Annotated in this window: 16 protein-coding genes and 1 tRNA gene (1 of these 17 only partly in view); 13 read left to right on the forward strand and 4 right to left on the reverse strand. The window is 70.6% G+C overall.

Going from position 1 to position 14,264, the window contains the following annotated elements; genetic code table 11:
- The 3 genes from AC1MGR_RS10905 to AC1MGR_RS10915 form a co-directional block, all read right to left on the reverse strand.
- A protein-coding gene (locus AC1MGR_RS10905) for an EAL domain-containing protein (RefSeq protein WP_480234596.1) crosses the window boundary here: on the reverse strand, positions 1-1,476 show its beginning. 2,325 nt of this gene lie to the left of the window's left edge; the window shows 1,476 of its 3,801 coding nt (coding positions 1-1,476); the start codon lies at positions 1,474-1,476; its stop codon lies off the left edge, out of view.
- 310 nt (positions 1,477-1,786) lie between these two features.
- The gene (locus tag AC1MGR_RS10910) at positions 1,787-3,298 is read right to left on the reverse strand and encodes a sensor histidine kinase (RefSeq protein ID WP_480234597.1); all 1,512 of its coding nucleotides are present in this window, start codon (positions 3,296-3,298) and stop codon (positions 1,787-1,789) included.
- Positions 3,295-3,963 (reverse strand): response regulator transcription factor, encoded by a 669-nt coding sequence (locus tag AC1MGR_RS10915; protein ID WP_108040731.1) that lies wholly within the window; start codon positions 3,961-3,963, stop codon positions 3,295-3,297. The genes AC1MGR_RS10910 and AC1MGR_RS10915 overlap by 4 nt, the downstream gene beginning before the upstream one ends.
- Before the next feature lie 164 nt (positions 3,964-4,127).
- Between AC1MGR_RS10915 and AC1MGR_RS10920 the strand changes: the two genes are divergently transcribed.
- The 13 genes from AC1MGR_RS10920 to AC1MGR_RS10980 all read left to right on the forward strand — a co-directional run bounded on the left by AC1MGR_RS10920 (position 4,128) and on the right by AC1MGR_RS10980 (position 13,765).
- Positions 4,128-4,796 carry a DNA-binding protein gene (locus tag AC1MGR_RS10920; RefSeq protein ID WP_480234598.1) on the forward strand — a complete coding sequence of 223 codons (669 nt, stop codon included), beginning with the start codon at positions 4,128-4,130 and terminating at the stop codon, positions 4,794-4,796.
- Positions 4,797-4,843: 47 nt separating this feature from the next.
- Entirely contained in the window at positions 4,844-5,200 is a 357-nt protein-coding gene (locus AC1MGR_RS10925) for a hypothetical protein (RefSeq protein ID WP_480234599.1), read from the forward strand.
- Positions 5,201-5,274: 74 nt separating this feature from the next.
- On the forward strand, positions 5,275-5,742 hold the full coding sequence (locus tag AC1MGR_RS10930) for a hypothetical protein (protein ID WP_480234600.1): 468 nt from the start codon (positions 5,275-5,277) through the stop codon (positions 5,740-5,742).
- Between the two features lie 144 nt (positions 5,743-5,886).
- Positions 5,887-6,300 (forward strand): EF-hand domain-containing protein, encoded by a 414-nt coding sequence (locus AC1MGR_RS10935; RefSeq protein WP_108040725.1) that lies wholly within the window; start codon positions 5,887-5,889, stop codon positions 6,298-6,300.
- Positions 6,301-6,552: 252 nt separating this feature from the next.
- Positions 6,553-7,470 carry an ABC transporter permease subunit gene (locus AC1MGR_RS10940; RefSeq protein WP_108040723.1) on the forward strand — a complete coding sequence of 306 codons (918 nt, stop codon included), beginning with the start codon at positions 6,553-6,555 and terminating at the stop codon, positions 7,468-7,470.
- Between the two features lie 2 nt (positions 7,471-7,472).
- The gene (gene livM, locus AC1MGR_RS10945; RefSeq protein WP_480234601.1) at positions 7,473-8,843 is read left to right on the forward strand and encodes a high-affinity branched-chain amino acid ABC transporter permease LivM; all 1,371 of its coding nucleotides are present in this window, start codon (positions 7,473-7,475) and stop codon (positions 8,841-8,843) included.
- 56 nt (positions 8,844-8,899) lie between these two features.
- Positions 8,900-9,772 carry an ABC transporter ATP-binding protein gene (locus AC1MGR_RS10950; RefSeq protein ID WP_108040737.1) on the forward strand — a complete coding sequence of 291 codons (873 nt, stop codon included), beginning with the start codon at positions 8,900-8,902 and terminating at the stop codon, positions 9,770-9,772.
- A complete protein-coding gene (locus AC1MGR_RS10955; RefSeq protein WP_480234602.1) occupies positions 9,769-10,551 on the forward strand; it encodes an ABC transporter ATP-binding protein in 783 nt (260 codons plus the stop codon). Before AC1MGR_RS10950 ends, AC1MGR_RS10955 begins: the two co-directional genes overlap by 4 nt.
- Before the next feature lie 2 nt (positions 10,552-10,553).
- Complete coding sequence (locus tag AC1MGR_RS10960; protein ID WP_108040717.1) at positions 10,554-10,919, forward strand: DUF6867 family protein; 366 nt, start codon at positions 10,554-10,556, stop codon at positions 10,917-10,919.
- A 104-nt stretch (positions 10,920-11,023) separates the two neighbouring features.
- Entirely contained in the window at positions 11,024-12,145 is a 1,122-nt protein-coding gene (locus tag AC1MGR_RS10965; RefSeq protein ID WP_108040715.1) for a branched-chain amino acid ABC transporter substrate-binding protein, read from the forward strand.
- Between the two features lie 204 nt (positions 12,146-12,349).
- Positions 12,350-12,550, forward strand: coding sequence for a hypothetical protein (locus AC1MGR_RS10970; RefSeq protein ID WP_108040713.1), 201 nt, complete (start codon positions 12,350-12,352; stop codon positions 12,548-12,550).
- Positions 12,551-12,768: 218 nt separating this feature from the next.
- Positions 12,769-12,954, forward strand: coding sequence for a hypothetical protein (locus AC1MGR_RS10975; protein WP_480234603.1), 186 nt, complete (start codon positions 12,769-12,771; stop codon positions 12,952-12,954).
- 169 nt (positions 12,955-13,123) lie between these two features.
- Entirely contained in the window at positions 13,124-13,765 is a 642-nt protein-coding gene (locus tag AC1MGR_RS10980; protein WP_108040735.1) for a DedA family protein, read from the forward strand.
- Positions 13,766-14,035: 270 nt separating this feature from the next.
- Here AC1MGR_RS10980 and AC1MGR_RS10985 read toward each other — a convergent pair.
- Positions 14,036-14,111 (reverse strand) — tRNA-Asn (locus AC1MGR_RS10985).
- Positions 14,112-14,264: the final 153 nt, after the last annotated feature.

Genomic DNA, 14,264 nt, shown 5'->3' on the forward strand with positions numbered 1-14,264 from the left:
GGGGGTGTAGCCGAGGAGATCCTGCGAGGCCGGGGAGACATAGGTGCGGACGTTCGCGACGCTGCGGCGGACGATCATGTCGGAGACGGAATTCGCCAGGACGCGGTAGCGCCGCTCGCCCTCCCGGGTGCGCGCTTCCGCCGCCCGATGCTCCGTGACGTCGGTGAAGGTGTGCAGGATGCCGCCGTCGGGCAGGGTCACGCCCCGGACCTCCAGGGTGGTGCCGTCCGGCCGCGCCCAGTCGATGCGCAGGGGCGTCCAGGCACCGGCGGCGTCGCGCAGGCGCGGCCGGCCGTCCTGCGCGGTCGGTACCGCCGAGAAATCGCCGCGCTCCGTCAGGTGCGCGAGGATGTCGGACAGGAGCGCGCCCTCGCGCAGGGTCGTTTCGGGCAGGTCGAGCAGTTGGCGGGCCCGCGGATTGAGCAGGCGGACGCAGCCCTGCGCGTCCATCATGATCAAACCCTGGTCCATGGTCTCCAGGGTGGCGCGCAGGCGCAGGTCCTGCTCCCGCAGCCGGGCCTCGGAGGCGGCGAGGTCGGTGACGTCGAGGACGAGGCCGTAGAGGGCCGTCAGGCGGCCGCCGGCATCGCGCTCCACCGCGCCCTGGACGATCACGTGGCAGAGGCTGCCGTCCGGCCGGACGATGCGCGCCCGCCCCTGGTAGCCGGCGGCCTCGGGTCCCTTGCTCGCCAGGGCGCTGGTGATGCGGGCCGCGACCGCGGCCCGATCGTCCGGGTGGTAGAAGGCGAGGTGGTCGTCGAGGGGGATCTCGCCGCCGGGGGGCATCGGCCGCCCGAAGATGCCGCAGAGCCCCTCGGACCACGATACGGTCCGGGCCCGCGCATGGATGCGCCAGTAGCCGATCTGGGCCACCGACTCGGTCATCCGCTGGGCCTGGACCACGAGCTTGAGATCGGCGGCCTTGGCGGCGAGGAGCACCTCGGTGCGCTGGCGCTCCGCTCGCTCGATCTGACTCGCGCGCTGTGCGGCGGTGAGGCGGAGGTGGGCCTCGACGACGGTGCCGAGGTCGCGCAGCTGCGTCACGCGGGCCGCGTCGAAGTCGTCGCGCGGGACCGTGTCGATCAGGCAGAGCGTGCCGAGGGGCAGGCCGTCCGACAGGGCGAGGGGCACGCCCGCGTAGAACCGGGCCCGCGGCCCCCCGGTGACCAGGGGGCTCGACGCGAACTCGGCATCGGCCAGGAGGTCGGGCAGGACCAGCACCGCGCCGGGCGCGCCCAGGATGGTGCGCTCGCAGAAGGCGCCGGAACGGGGGAGGGTGCCTCCGTCCGCGACGCCGCAGCGCGCCTTGAGCGTATAGGTCTCGCTCCCGGCCAGGTTCACCAGGGCGATGGGCACGCCGAACAGGGCGCAGGCTGTCCGGCAGACGGCATCGAGATGCGCCTCCGGCGTACATTCCAGAAGTCTCAGGTCGTTGAGGATGGCCAAACGCTGCGCCTCGACACTGGAGCTCGGCACGACAACCCTTTCTCGCCGACGCACGGTCCGCGGAAACTCCGCGATCCGCGTCTCAGGCCCCGGACACCGGCAGGACCCGATGTCGATGACGGGTCCTGGCGGGCACAGGATGCACATCAGCCGGTCTTGCGGACATCCGCGACCAAACCGCCCGACGCGAGACCATGCCTCCGGCAGCCTTTCACTTTCCTTTATGCCAGCGATGTCTCGGGACCGGCCGCGCAGTCCTTGGTGGAGTGGCGGTTCGCTTGTTCGTGACGGATGCGTTGCACGCCGGCGATGTCCGTTCTTCGCGCGACATCGACGGCCTTCACGCCGGCAACAGCAACCGGGCGCTGAGCCCCCCGAGATCCGAGCGCGCGAGGCGCAGGTCGCCGCCATACAGCTCGGCGAGCTCCCGGGTGATCGACAACCCGAAGCCGTGGCCGGGCACGCTCTCGTCGAGGCGGCCGCCGGGCCGCACCGCGCGGGCTGCCGCCTCCGCGTCCAAGCCCGGACCGTCATCCGCCACGGTCACGGCGATGCCCGCCTCCGTGCCGACGGCGGTGACCCGGACACGGCCGCGGCTCCACTGGCAGGCATTGTCGATGAGGTTGCCGAGCATCTCGTCGATGTCCTGCGCATCGCAGGCCACCGCGAGGCCGTCCGCCACGGCAATGTCGATGGCGAGATCCTTCTCGGCATAGAGCCGCCCGAAGGTGATCCGCAGGTCGGCAAGGGGACCGGAGAGTTCGGTCCGGGTGCGGGTCGCGCCCCCGAGCGCCGCGGCCCGCGCCCGCCGCAGGTGATGGCGCACCTGCCGGTCCATGGCGCCGGCGAGCTCGGCGAGGCGGCCATCCGGGTCGCGGGTCCGGTCGGAGAGGGCGAGGGTCAGGGTTGCGAGGGGCGTCTTCAGGCCGTGGGCGAGGTTCGCCACGTGGGTGCGGGCCCGCTCGAGGTTGGCGGCGTTCTGGTCGAGGAGGGCGTTCACCTCGCCCACCAGGGGGCGGATCTCGGCCGGCTGCGGGCCGGGGATCCGGGGCCGGCGTCCGGCCCGGACCTCGGCGATGTCCCGGCGCAGCCGCTCCAGGGGCCGCAGGCCGAGGCGGACCTGCAGGACGGTGCCGGCCACCAGGCAGAGACCGAGGATCCCCAGGATGGCCGCGAGGGTCAGGACGGCCTCGCGCAAGGGGCCGTTCAGGGCCTGCGCCGGGGCCGAGGCGATGAGGAGGGCCGGCGGCGTGTCCCCCTGGGCGGGCAGGACCTGGATGCGCAGGATCAGGGCCTCGCCCCACGGCCCGGTGCCGTCGCCCGGCTGGGGGCGGTCCGGGTCCCGGTCTCGGGGTGGCCGGGCCGGTCCGGGGCCGTCCTGGATCGAGCCGCCCAGGGCGGACGGGTCCGGCAGGCGCGGGGTGCGCGTCTCCAGGGATTCCCCCTGAAGGGACTCGGCCCGCAGGGTCCTGCCCCCCTGGCGAACCTGCCAGTACCAGCCGGAGCGGGGGCGATCGAAGGGTGGTCCGTCCAGGGTGCGGTCGAGGCGCAGGCGGTCGCCGGGGCCGCGCTCCAGGCTGGACGCCAGGGCGACGAGCTGGCTGTCCAGGCGGCTGTCGAGTTGCGCCCGGACGAAGCGGTGCAGGACGAGCCCGATGGCGAGGCCGGCGACCAGCAGGGCCACGGTGACGAGGCCGAGGGCGGCCAGGAGCAGGCGCCGTTGCAGCGAGCCGAGATGGAAGAGCCCGACGGGCCTGGCAGGCGGAACGGGCCGGTCGGAGGGCGCGGGCTTGGCCGGCGGTTCGTGTCCGGTCGCGCGGACGCGCCCCCCAGGAGCGTTCTCCGGGGTCACGCGGGATCGCCCGGAAGCAGGCGGTAGCCGTGGCCCCGCACACCCTCGATCCGGGCGGGGGCGATCTTGCGGCGCAGGCGGGTGATGATGACCTCGACGGAGTTCGAATCGACGTCGGCATCGCCGTCGTAGACCCGCTCGATCAGCTGCCCGCGCGGCATCACCCCATCCTTGTGCAGGATCAGGCAGGACAGCACGCGCCATTCGAGGCCCGTGAGCTTCAGGGGCAGGCCGTCGCGCTCGAAGGTGCCGAGGCCGGACTCATAGGTGAGGGGACCGCAGGTGACGCGGGACGCCCCATGCGCCGTCGCCCGGCGCACCAGGGCGCGCAGGCGGATCACCAGTTCCTCGACCCGGAACGGCTTGACGAGGAAATCGTCGGCGCCCGCCTTGAAGCCCGCGACCTTGTCGCTCCAGCCGTCCCGCGCGGTGAGGACGAGCACCGGCACGGTTCGGCCCACGGCCCGCCAGGCCTGGAGGACGGAGAGCCCGTCGCGCTTGGGCAGACCGAGATCGAGCACGACCGCGTCGTAGGTCTCGGTCTCGCCGAGATGCTGGGCGTCCTCGCCATTCGCCGCGTGGTCGAGGGCGAAGTTCTCCCTGCGCAGGGCCTTGGCGATCTCGGCGGCGAGCGGTGCATCGTCCTCCACCAGCAGGAGTTTCATGGGGTCGGGTCCGTGGGAGGAAGAGCGAGGAAGAACGGGCGAGCGGCCTACGCCGCGTCCTTTAACGGGGGCTGAACCGTGCGGTTCAGTCCGGGTTCGCGGCCCCGTCCTAGAACGGCGTCAACCCGAGAGGGCAACCGCCGAACCCCGGAAGGACAGGCACCATGACCGAGACCATCCCGACCCCCGCGACATCCCCGACGCGTGACGACGCCCAGCCCGCCGCCCCGTCCCCGAAACGGTCCCGCCGGGCCCTGGTCGTCGGCGCCATCGCCGCGCCCCTCGCCTTCGGCGCCATCGGCCTGTCGCTCGCCCAGACCGGCACCTCCGTGATGACGCCGGTGGCGCCCACCGCGATCTCCGCCCTCAAGGCCTCGGGCTCCATCGCCGCCAAGGGCGACGTCGCCGAGATCTACGGCAACAAGTTCGTGATGCAGGACGGCACCGGCAAGGCGCTGGTCGAGACCGGCCGTCAGGGGGAGGGGGGAACCCTGGTGAAGCCCGGGGAGGCCGTCACCGTGCAGGGCCGGTTCGAGAACGGCTTCCTCCACGCCATGCTGATCACCCGCGCCGACGGCAGCCGGGTCGTCGTCGGTCCGGCCGGCGGCCCGCCCCCCGGGACCCTGGACTGGGCCAAGGACCGGGTCGGCCTCGGCGCGACACCCGACGTGCCGGCCCTGACGGCGCAGGTCGCGGCCGCCGGCTACACCGACATCCGGGTCGTCAGGCGCGGGCCCCGTCACCTCGAGGTGGCGGCCCGCGGCAGCGACGGCCGCGAGCGCCAGCTCCATGTCGGCTTCGACGGCCAGGTCCGCGAGACGCGCGTCTTCTGAACCTGCGCACCTCCACCTTACACCCACGTACCCACGGGATATCGATCATGACGAAGACCACCGTCCTCCTCAGCGCCGCCGCGCTCCTCATCGCCGGCGCGGCCGTCGCCCAGCCGGCGCCGCCCCCGGGCGGACCGCGCCCCGGACCCGAGGCCGGCGCCCCGCCCCCGGGCGGACCGCGCCGCGGCCCCGATGCGCCGCCGCCCCCGCCGCCGCCCAAGGCCGCGCACTTCCGGCTGGAGCGGGGTGAGACCGCCCTAGACGTGAAGTGTGCCGACGACGAGCCGATGAAGGCCTGCGCCGACCTCACCCTGCAGATGCTCGACCGCCTCGCCGCGCTCCCGAACCCGCCGAAGCCCGACGCTCCCCGGCCGGACGCGCCGCCCCGGCCCGACGCGCGCTGAGCGCGACCCCACGATCCCGGCGCGGCGGCTCGCAGAGCCGCCGCGTCCCATCACCCATGTCAGGAGAGTCTTCCATGCCCGAGATGCACAGCACCCACGGAACGATCTGGGCCCTGTTCGGCCACCGCCTCGCCCTCGAGGGACCCGACGGCCGTCTCCTCGTCGACCTCGGTCCGGAGGGGGCCAAGGCGCTGGCCGCGCAGTCGGTGACCCTGAAGGTCGGCGACGCGGTCGCGGTGACGGGCGAGCGCAAGCCCTCCGAGATCAGGGCTGCCGCGATCACGGGGCCCGACGGCATCCGTCATGCCGTCGCCCGGTCCGGCCCCGAGGGCAAGGAGGCCGTGGCGGCCGATCCGGCGACGGCCGTCGCGGCCCTCCGCCAGGCGGGCTACCAGGTGGACGGGGTGCCGGTACGCAAGCCGAAGCACTTCGAGATCCGCGCGCGCCAGGGCGACGGTGATTACGCGGTGCACGTCTCCTTCGCGGGCGTGATCCGCAAGGCCGTGGCCCTGGTGGACGGTCCCGCCCAAGTCACGGCCTAGCTCGGCAGACCTATCATTATGGCGCGATGCCGCAGCGTGACCAGGAGCACGCAACGCGAGACAGCCCTGCGCAATACATCTTCCGCGCGGGTCCGGGGACGTGCTAGGCGCTTCTTCGTAATAGCCTTTCGAGGAGACTTCCGCATGTCCAATCTGTCCCGTCTCGCCGTCGTCCTGGGTGCCGCCGCCCTCGCGCTTCCCCTGGCGATCCCGGCTTCGGCCAAGGGTCCGGGCGCGTCGAAGGTGATCTCGATGGTCGACACCGACAACGACGGCACCATCGACCTCAAGGAGGCCCAGGCCGTGGCCGGCGCCCTCTTCGACAAGCTCGAGTCCGATCAGGACGGCACCGTCGATGCCAAGGAGCTCAAGGGCCGCGTCAGCAAGAAGGCTCTCAAGGCCGCCGACCCGGATTCCGACGGCACCCTCGACAAGACCGAGTTCCTCGCCCTGGTCGAGGCCCGCTTCAAGGCCGCCGATCCGGACAACGACGGCACCCTCGACGCCAAGGAGCTGAAGACCCCCGCCGGCAAGGCCCTGGTCTCCCTGCTCAAGTAAATCCGGCCTCAAGCACGTCCGGCCGGTGCCGCGCGCACCGGACCCCGACCCGCTCCCAAGGCGGCCCGGCGCTCTCAGCGCCGGGCCGTTCGCGTTTCAGCGCCCGGGAAAGCTTACGCCGGCGCTCGCCGCGAGGATTGACCGGAGGCGGCAGTTCAGAACATTCCAGGCTGGCATGCCATTCGCACCCGACGTCTGCCGATCGCGGACGGCGTCTGCCGATGGCCGCGCCGTCGAATCGAAGGCCGCTTCATGGAATTCTTCGCCCAGCAGTTCATCAACGGCCTGACGCTCGGGTCGATCTACGGGTTGATCGCCCTGGGCTACACCATGGTCTTCGGCATCATCGGAATGGTGAACTTCGCCCATGGCGACGTGTTCATGCTCTCCTCCTTCATCGCGCTGATCTTCTTCCTGATCCTCACGTCCTGGCTCGGGCTGACCTCGGTCGCCCTGGTGTTCCTGATCGTGCTGGTGCTCGCCATGATCCTCACGGCCCTCTGGGGCTGGGCGATCGAGCGGGTTGCCTACCGGCCCCTGCGCGGCTCGTTCCGCCTCGCACCGCTGATCTCGGCGATCGGCGTGTCGATCTTCCTGTCGAACTTCGTCCAGGTGGTGCAGGGCGCCCGCAACAAGCCGGTGCCGCCCCTCGTCCGCGACGTCATCGTGCTCTACCAGAACGAGCAGTACACCGTGACCCTGTCCTACAAGCAGGCGATCATCATGACGACGACGGCGATCCTGCTCGCCGGCTTCTGGTACCTCGTGCAGCGCACCCCCTTCGGCCGCGCCCAGCGCGCCTGCGAGCAGGACCGGCGCATGGCGGCCCTGCTCGGCATCAACGTCGACCGGACGATCTCGCTGACCTTCGTGCTCGGCGCGGCGCTCGCCGCGGTGGCCGGCACCCTCTACCTCCTCTACTACGGCGTGGTCTCGTTCTCGGACGGATTCGTGCCCGGCGTGAAGGCCTTCACGGCGGCGGTCCTCGGCGGCATCGGCTCGCTGCCCGGCGCCGTCCTCGGCGGCCTGATCATCGGCCTGATCGAGACCTTCTGGTCGGCCTACTTCTCGATCGAGTACAAGGACGTGGCCGCGTTCCTGATCCTCATCGTGGTGCTCATCTTCAAACCATCCGGCATCCTCGGACGCCCCGAAGTCGAGAAGGTCTGACCATGGCGACAGGATCGACCATCGGCGCGGTGGCTCCCACCGTCGGCCGCCGCTCCGGCGCGGCATTCGCGGAGATGCTCAAGGATTCGGCGCTCTTCGCCCTGGTGACCCTCGGCCTGAGCATCCCGGTGGTGGCCTACCGCACCGATCTCGGGCAGGGCACCGGCCTCGAGCTCACCGGCCGCTGGGGCGTCGTCGCGGGCCTCTGCCTCGCGGTGTTCGTGCTGCGCCTGGGACAGCGGCTGATCCTCGGGGAGGTCTCGCGCCGGCGCGAGGCCCATCGGATCGCCACGGCGGGGGCGCCGCCCGCGGTGGCTCGGGCGGGCCGCGTCCTGGGTCCGCTCACCCTGATCGTCGCCCTCACCCTGCCGCTGCTCGCCGCCGTCGGCTCGGGCGGCCTGTCCGAGGGGCGCTACTGGATCGACCTCGGCATCCTCATCCTCACCTACGTCATGCTCGGCTGGGGCCTGAACATCGTCGTCGGTCTCGCCGGGCTCCTCGACCTCGGCTACGTCGCCTTCTACGCGGTCGGGGCCTATTCCTACGCGCTGCTCTCCACCGGCTTCGGGCTGTCGTTCTGGATCTGCCTGCCGCTGGCGGGCCTGTTCGCCGCCGCCTTCGGCGTGCTGCTCGGCTTCCCGGTGCTGCGCCTGCGCGGCGACTACCTCGCCATCGTCACCCTGGCCTTCGGCGAGATCATCCGCCTCGTGCTGATCAACTGGGTCGATTTCTCCGGCGGCGCCGCCGGCCTCTCCTCGATCCCGCGGGCGAGCTTCTTCGGCATCCCGTTCACGGCCGGGGAGGGCGGATTCGCCCAGACCTTCGGGCTGACCTTCAACCCGATCCACCGCATCATCTTCCTCTACTACCTGATCCTGGCCCTCGCGCTGATCACCAACCTCGTCACCCTGCGCATGCGGCGCCTGCCGCTGGGGCGCGCCTGGGAGGCCCTGCGCGAGGACGAGATCGCCTGCCGCTCGCTCGGCATCGACACCACGATGACCAAGCTCACGGCCTTCGCCCTCGGCGCCATGTTCGCGGGCTTCGCCGGCTCGTTCTTCGCCGTGCGCCAGGGCTTCGTCTCGCCGGAGAGCTTCAACTTCCTCGAGAGCGCGATCATCCTCGCCATCGTGGTGCTCGGGGGCATGGGCAGCCAGGTCGGCGTCGCCATCGCGGCGATCGTCATGGTCGGGGCGCCGGAACTGCTGCGCAACCTCTCCTTCCTCAAGGCGGTGTTCGGCGAGGGCTTCGACCCGAACGAGTACCGCCTGCTGCTGTTCGGCCTCGCCATGGTCTGCATGATGGTCTGGCGCCCGCGCGGTTTGATCTCCGAGCGCTCGCCCTCGGTCCGCCTCGGGGGGCGCCGCGCATGACGCTCGCCACCGGAACCACCCGCCTCGCCACGGTACAGGATGAGCCCCCGGCCGCGATGCCCGGCGGCCCCGCCGACCCGATCCTCGTGGTCGACCACCTGACCATGCGCTTCGGCGGCCTCACCGCTGTCGGCGACCTGTCCTTCAAGGTGGGGCGCGGCGACATCACCGCGCTGATCGGCCCGAACGGCGCGGGCAAGACCACGGTCTTCAACTGCATCACCGGCTTCTACAAGCCGACCGAGGGCATGATCCGGCTTCGCCAGGCGGGCGGCGAGACCTACCTGCTGGAGCGCCTGCCCGGCCACGACGTCAACCGTCTCGCCCGCGTCGCGCGCACCTTCCAGAACATCCGCCTGTTCCCGCAGATGACCGTGCTGGAGAACCTGCTGGTCGCCATGCACAAGCCCCTGATGCGGGCCTCCGGCTTCTCCCTGGCGGGCATCCTCGGCCTGCCGGTCTACCGCCGCGCGCAAGAGGAAGCGATCGCCAAGGCCGCCGGCTGGATCGAGCGCATCGGCCTCACCCACCGGGCCGACGAGCCGGCGGGCGACCTGCCCTACGGCGACCAGCGTCGGCTGGAGATCGCCCGCGCCATGTGCACGGACCCGGTGCTGCTCTGCCTCGACGAGCCGGCGGCCGGCCTCAATCCGCGGGAATCGGCCGATCTCAACACCCTGCTGCGGATGATCCGGGACGAGTACGGCACCTCGGTGCTGCTCATCGAGCACGACATGTCGGTGGTCATGCAGATCTCCGACCGCATCGTGGTCCTCGACTACGGCATCAAGATCGCCGACGGGACGCCGGACGAGATCCGCAACGACACCCGGGTGATCGCGGCCTATCTCGGCGTCGACGACGAGGAGGTGGCGGCCGTGGAAGCGGAAGTCGGACTCGCCGGAACCTCTGCGGGAACCACAGCATGAGCGTCGCGGGCATCAACGTGCTGGTGGACGAGACCCGCGCCCGGATGGACGCCGCGAAAGCGCCGCTCCTCAGCGTGCGCGGGGTCTCGGCCTATTACGGCAGCATCCGCGCCCTGAAGAACGTCGACATCGACGTGCACGAGGGCGAGATCGTGGCCCTCATCGGCGCGAATGGGGCCGGCAAGTCGACCCTGATGATGACGATCTTCGGCCAGCCCCAGGCGCGCGAGGGCACCATCACCTTCGCGGGCCAGGACATCACCAAGTTGCCGACCCACGAGATCGCGCGCCTCAACCTGGCGCAGTCGCCGGAGGGGCGGCGGATCTTCTCGCGCATGACCGTGCGCGAGAACCTGCAGATGGGCGCGGCCGTCAACGGGGGCAAGCATTTCGCCGAGGACCTCGAGCGGATGTGCACCCTGTTCCCGCGCCTGCGCGAGCGCATCGACCAGCGCGGCGGCACCATGTCGGGCGGCGAGCAGCAGATGCTCGCCATCGCCCGCGCGCTGATGAGCCGCCCCCGGCTGCTCATGCTCGACGAGCCCTCGCTCGGGCTGGCGCCCCTGGTGGTCAAGCAGATCTTCTCCGCGGTGCGCGACCTCAACGCCCGCGAGGGGCTGACCGTGTTCATCGTGGAGCAGAACGCCTATCATGCCCTCAAGCTCGCGCATCGCGGCTACGTCATGGTCACGGGAGCGGTCACGATGAGCGGCACCGGCCAGGCCCTCCTCGACGACCCGCAGGTGAAGACCGCCTATCTCGAGGGGGGATCGCACTGAGCATGGCCGACGGTTTCAGCCTCGATCTGCGCACCCTGGGGATCTTCCTCCTCATCACCGTGGCGATGGGCGGGGGCGCGGCCTGGATGACCGGCAGCGGGCTCGCCCGCGGCTGGCGCCCGTTCTGGCACTGCGCCCTGGCGCTCCTCCTCATCGCGGCGGTGACGCGCTTCCTGCACTACGCGCTGTTCGAGGAGACGCTGCTGTCGCTCCCGGCCTACTGCGTCGACGCGGCCGTCGCCCTCGCCATCGGGGCCGTGGCCTACCGCTACACCCGCACCGGACAGATGACCCGGCAATATGCCTGGCTCTACGAGCGCACCGGGCCGCTGAGCTGGCGGGACCGGACGAGCGCGCCGACGCCGTGACGGCGCGGCGCTTGGACCACCCCCGCAGGGGGGCACTTCGCGTGTCATGCGCCGCCATCGCCGGACGATCCGCCCGGCGCGGCGCTTCGAGAGGGGAAACGGGCATGAAGTCATTGTTGTCGGCCGGCGTCGCGCTTGGCCTGATGCTGGCGGCGACGGCCGCCCAGGCCGAGATCAAGATCGGCGTGGTGGTCCCGGTCACCGGCCCGAACGCCGCCTTCGGCGCGCAGATCAAGACCGGCGCGCAGCAGGCCATCGCGGACATCAACAAGGCGGGCGGCGTCAACGGCGAGAAGCTCGTCATGACGGTGGGCGACGACGCCTCCGACCCGAAGCAGGGCGTCTCGGTGGCCAACAAGTTCGCCTCCGAAGGCGTGAAGGCCGTGGTCGGCGCCTTCAACTCCGGCGTCTCGATCCCGGTCTCGGACGTGCTCCAGGAAGCCGGCATCGTCGAGGTCAGCCCGGCCTCCACGGCGATCAAGTATACCGAGCGCGGCAACTGGAACACCTTCCGCACCTGCGGCCGCGACGACCAGCAGGGCGCGGTGGCGGGCGCCTACCTCGCCGACAAGTTCAAGGGCAAGAAGATCGCCTTCGTCCACGACAAGACCCCCTACGGCAAGGGCCTTGCCGACGAGACCCTGAAGGCCCTGAAGGCCAAGGGCGGCAGCAACGTGCTGTTCGAGGGCATCAACCCGGGTGAGAAGGACTTCTCGGCCCTGGTCTCGAAGCTGAAGCAGGCCAATGTCGACGTGGTCTATTTCGGCGGCCTCTACACCGAGGCCGGCCTGCTGATCCGCCAGATGCGCGACCAGAGCCTGCAGGCGCCGCTGATGGGTGGCGACGGCATCGCCGACCGCGAGTTCGCCCAGGTGGCGGGCCCGGGCTCGGACGGCACCCTGATGACCTTCTCGCCGGATGCCCGCAAGAACCCGAAATCGAAGGCGACCGTGGACGCCTTCAAGGCGATGAACTTCGATCCCGAGGGCTACACCCTCTACTCCTACGCCGCCATGCAGATCCTCGCCGACGCGATGAAGGCGACGAAGTCCACCGACGGCCAGAAGGTCGCCGCCTACATGCGCGAGGGCAAGCCCTTCAACACGGTGATCGGCGACATCTCCTACGACAAGAAGGGCGACATCACCCGGCCCGACTACGTGATGTACATGTGGAAGAAGGGCGCCGACGGCGCGATCAACTACGCCGGCAACGAGCAGCCGTAAGGATCGCCGAGCGCCGTCGTCGATCCGGGCCGGGGGAGCGATTCCCCGGCCCTTTTTCGTATGCCGTCGGGCGGACCCCGGCCCCGGCCGCGACGAACCTGCACACCCCGTCGACCGGGAACAGCCCTCGGTCGGTTCGGTTGGTCGAGACGTATCGTGGGCGACTCTCAACGTCCGCGAACCGCCACACCGACGGGAGCAGACATGTCCAGCAAGCACCTGAAGACCGACGTCCCGAGCGACGCCGACCTCAAGGGCAATCCGGGGATCGGCCAATCCAAGGGCATGACCGGCCGCGACCCGGACGACATCGCGGCGGATTCCACCTTCGAGGGTGACGTCGACAACGAGACCACGCCGGAGGGCGGCGTCGATCCGGATCATCGTCCGCGCAAGAACGCCTGAGCGAGGACGCCTGACTGGGAACGCCTGACGGGCCGGAGGCCCCGAGGCTTACGCCCAGAAGACATTCCGACAACGGAACGGTGACCGTGGGGCGACAAGGCTCCCGGTCACCGCATGTCAGACCTGTCCTCCCCGAATCCCCGAGGGGTTAACGGGTCCGTCCACTTCCGGTACCCCAAGCTGTGCCGTTGGAACGGCACGCCACTTGAGGAGCCTGGATGACCCTGGACGTGCAGCTCGATCGCTCTGCCTCGCCGCTCGCAACCGTCACCGACGAGATCTATCCGTCCCCATCGCCAAGTCCGGAACACCCGGGCGAAGACGCTCCGGTACCCGAGGCCGATACGACCGCCGCCCCGACCTTCGAGAGCGACAGTTTCGCGGGCTTCGGCTCCTTCAGCTGATCCTCCAGCTTGACAGCGCCCCGCCTCCGGCAACGGCCAGGGGCAGGGCCTCGCGGGCAGCGCAGGATGGCGGTGCTGCCGTCGTCCGGCACGGCTCAGCCACAGACGAGCCCCGTTCCCGCCACGTTCGCCCGCTCTGTGTCGCGGGATTGCCGCCTCGGGAATGCTGATGTCCTTCCTCACGAACCTGCCCATCGCCGACCTGATCGCCAGCTACGGCTACATCGCGATCTTCGTCGTCATCGCCCTGGAGAGCGCGGGCGTACCGTTGCCGGGCGAGACGATCCTGATCTCGTCGGCGGTCTATGCCGGCAGCACCGGCCAGCTGAACATCGGCCTGATCATCCTGGCCGCCGCGGCCGCCGCGATCCTGGGCGACAATCTCGGCTACTGGGTCGGCCGCCGCTGGGGCATGCCCCTCCTGCTGCGCTACGGCCACCTGATCGCCCTGGATCACGGCCGGCTCAAGCTCGGGCAGTACCTCTTCCGCGAGCATGGCGGAAAGATCGTGTTCTTCGGTCGCTTCACCGCGATGCTGCGTGCCTATGCGGCCGTCCTTGCCGGGGTGAACAAGCTCGATGCGCGCCGCTTCCTGATCTTCAACGGCCTCGGCGGCGTCGCCTGGGCGACCATCATGGGCCTCGGCTCGTATTATTGCGGCCGCTCGATCGAGCACATCGCCGGCCCCGTCGGCCTGGCGCTGCTCGCGGTGGTCATCTTCGGAGGCCTCGCCCTGTGGCTGTTCGTGCGCAAGCACGAGACCCGGCTCCTCGCCGAGGCCGAGAGCGCGATCCCCGGACCGCTGGCCTGACAGGCCGGCACGCGCCAGAGCCCGCCACTCCGCCAAGACCCGCCGCGTCACGAGGACCGGCGGGTTTTTTCGCGCCAGGATCCCCCCGCAAGGTCCGCTCGGAGAGATCCGCCCCGCCGGCCGGAACGATCGAACAGATCGGCCGATGCAGCCGTCAGGCAGCACACAGATGGAGAAGGGTGGGATGCCAAGAGCAACCGAGCCGCGCGGATCGCTTCATCGAAGAAGCGCCCAAGTCTAGCGGGCTACCAGGATGTCTTGGAGAAGGATTGGCTCCCCGAGCAGGACTCGAACCTGCGACAAAGCGATTAACAGTCGCTTGCTCTACCAACTGAGCTATCGGGGACCGCGATCGGGGGTCTACACAGCGCTCGGCCGGGACGCAAGGGTGTCCGGGCCGGTGATTTGACGATTCCGTCACATTTTTTGGACCGGCGCCCGTGCGGCGCAATCGAGCCCGTTGCACCCGCACGGGACGCGGAGATCGCGCCGCCATCCT

This window comes from Methylobacterium sp. BI1 (assembly GCF_056680125.1).

Coding starts and splice junctions, on each gene's coding strand:
- AC1MGR_RS10980 (WP_108040735.1), top strand. CDS start 13,124: ATGTCCTTCCTCACGAACCTGCCCATCGCCGACCTGATCGCCAGCTAC.
- AC1MGR_RS10970 (WP_108040713.1), top strand. CDS start 12,350: ATGTCCAGCAAGCACCTGAAGACCGACGTCCCGAGCGACGCCGACCTC.
- AC1MGR_RS10965 (WP_108040715.1), top strand. CDS start 11,024: ATGAAGTCATTGTTGTCGGCCGGCGTCGCGCTTGGCCTGATGCTGGCG.
- AC1MGR_RS10930 (WP_480234600.1), top strand. CDS start 5,275: ATGCCCGAGATGCACAGCACCCACGGAACGATCTGGGCCCTGTTCGGC.
- livM (WP_480234601.1), top strand. CDS start 7,473: ATGGCGACAGGATCGACCATCGGCGCGGTGGCTCCCACCGTCGGCCGC.
- AC1MGR_RS10920 (WP_480234598.1), top strand. CDS start 4,128: ATGACCGAGACCATCCCGACCCCCGCGACATCCCCGACGCGTGACGAC.
- AC1MGR_RS10925 (WP_480234599.1), top strand. CDS start 4,844: ATGACGAAGACCACCGTCCTCCTCAGCGCCGCCGCGCTCCTCATCGCC.
- AC1MGR_RS10955 (WP_480234602.1), top strand. CDS start 9,769: ATGAGCGTCGCGGGCATCAACGTGCTGGTGGACGAGACCCGCGCCCGG.
- AC1MGR_RS10935 (WP_108040725.1), top strand. CDS start 5,887: ATGTCCAATCTGTCCCGTCTCGCCGTCGTCCTGGGTGCCGCCGCCCTC.
- AC1MGR_RS10950 (WP_108040737.1), top strand. CDS start 8,900: ATGCCCGGCGGCCCCGCCGACCCGATCCTCGTGGTCGACCACCTGACC.
- AC1MGR_RS10915 (WP_108040731.1), bottom strand. CDS start 3,963: ATGAAACTCCTGCTGGTGGAGGACGATGCACCGCTCGCCGCCGAGATC.
- AC1MGR_RS10975 (WP_480234603.1), top strand. CDS start 12,769: ATGACCCTGGACGTGCAGCTCGATCGCTCTGCCTCGCCGCTCGCAACC.
- AC1MGR_RS10940 (WP_108040723.1), top strand. CDS start 6,553: ATGGAATTCTTCGCCCAGCAGTTCATCAACGGCCTGACGCTCGGGTCG.
- AC1MGR_RS10960 (WP_108040717.1), top strand. CDS start 10,554: ATGGCCGACGGTTTCAGCCTCGATCTGCGCACCCTGGGGATCTTCCTC.